Origin of the sequence: Acinetobacter sp. YH01019 (assembly GCF_013420285.1) — a bacterium.
Taxonomy (GTDB): domain Bacteria; phylum Pseudomonadota; class Gammaproteobacteria; order Pseudomonadales; family Moraxellaceae; genus Acinetobacter; species Acinetobacter gandensis.
In genome coordinates this window covers 1-1,424 of the sequence record NZ_VOYM01000176.1, presented here as the reverse complement: position 1 = coordinate 1,424, position 1,424 = coordinate 1, and the positions used below count along the sequence as shown (strand labels likewise).

The 1,424-nt window shown below is 39.6% G+C and carries 1 protein-coding gene and 1 pseudogene; one reads left to right on the top strand and one right to left on the bottom strand.

Translation table 11 applies throughout. The annotated features are described in order from the left end of the window. A pseudogene (locus FTT84_RS17760) lies at nt 1-126 on the bottom strand (DDE-type integrase/transposase/recombinase); the annotation flags it as partial. A gap of 36 nt (nt 127-162) precedes the next feature. Between FTT84_RS17760 and FTT84_RS17755 the strand changes: the two are divergent. After that, entirely contained in the window at nt 163-1,221 is a 1,059-nt protein-coding gene (locus FTT84_RS17755; protein ID WP_004281883.1) for a 2,3-butanediol dehydrogenase, read from the top strand. Nucleotides 1,222-1,424 lie beyond the last annotated feature (203 nt).

The window sequence follows — 1,424 nt, the reverse complement described above, 5'->3', positions numbered from 1 at the left end:
CCGTGATAAAGCACGTCCATATGTGGGTGCTTTATCCGTGTTGATCACTTGTGGAATTTGCCACTTCTTCACATTATTTAAAATTTTTCCAAGAAAACAATATGCTGATTTGGTATTACGTCTAGAATGGTTTACCGTTAACATCAATATAAGGAATATAAAATGAAAGCAGCTCGTTTTTATGACCGAGGGGATATTCGAATTGAAGATATCCCTGAACCGAAAGTACTTCCAGGCACAGTTGGAATTCAAGTTGCGTGGTGTGGTATTTGCGGTACAGATTTACATGAATTCATGGAAGGTCCTATTTTTATTCCACCTTGTGGTCACCCACACCCAATTTCGGGAGAATCTGCACCTGTAACAATGGGACATGAATTTTCAGGCGTGGTTTATGCAGTTGGAGAGGGTGTAGATGATATCCAAATTGGGCAACATGTCGTAGTTGAACCCTACATCATTGCTGACGATGTGCCGACTGGCCCCAATGATAAGTATCATTTATCAAAAAATATGAACTTTATTGGTTTAGGCGGACGCGGTGGTGGTCTTTCTGAAAAAATTGCAGTTCAGCGGCGTTGGGTACATCCTATTTCAAATGATATTCCTTTAGACCAAGCAGCATTGATAGAACCTTTATCTGTCGGTCATCATGCCTATGTCAGAAGTGGCGCAAAAGCTGGCGATATCGCACTGGTTGGTGGAGCAGGCCCAATAGGCTTACTTTTATCTGCTATTTTAAAGGCTAAAGGTCTCACGGTCATCATTACTGAACTGAGTGCAAAACGTAAAGAAAAAGCGATAGAAGCGGGTGTTGCCGATTATGTACTAGACCCATCTAAGGTTGATGTAGTTGCTGAGGTAATGAAAATTACAGAAGACCGCGGTGTAGATGTCGCTTTTGAATGTAGTAGTGTCAATAAAGTCATGGATACACTCGTTGCAGCAATGAAACCAACTGGTGTAGTCGTTATCGTTTCTATTTGGAGCCATCCTGCCACAATTAATGTGCATAGTGTGGTGATGAAAGAGCTAGATATTCGTGGCACGATTGCTTATGTAAATGATCATCAGGAAACTATCCGTTTGGTTGAGCAAGGTAAGATTAATCTAGAACCTTTTATTACCCAACGGATTGCATTAGATGATCTTGTTTCTAAAGGCTTTGAAACATTGATTCATAATAATGAGTCTGCTGTAAAAATTATTGTTCATCCGTAGTAACGCCTAATTTGAACGACTAATTTGAATAAACTAGAAATAAACTCTATGTAGCTATTTCTAATATCTTTATAGAGTAAGCGTCCGCTGAACACACCTTATGAATTCATCCTATAAGCCTTAATTTAGTCCCCACTTAAAAACAAGTGGGGACTAAAATTTATGACTACAAATCACCAGACATCCATCGCATCTCTTGCGAA

Excerpts from the sequence above, each read along its gene's own strand:
- FTT84_RS17755 (WP_004281883.1), top strand. The coding sequence starts at position 163 with ATGAAAGCAGCTCGTTTTTATGACCGAGGGGATATTCGAATTGAAGAT.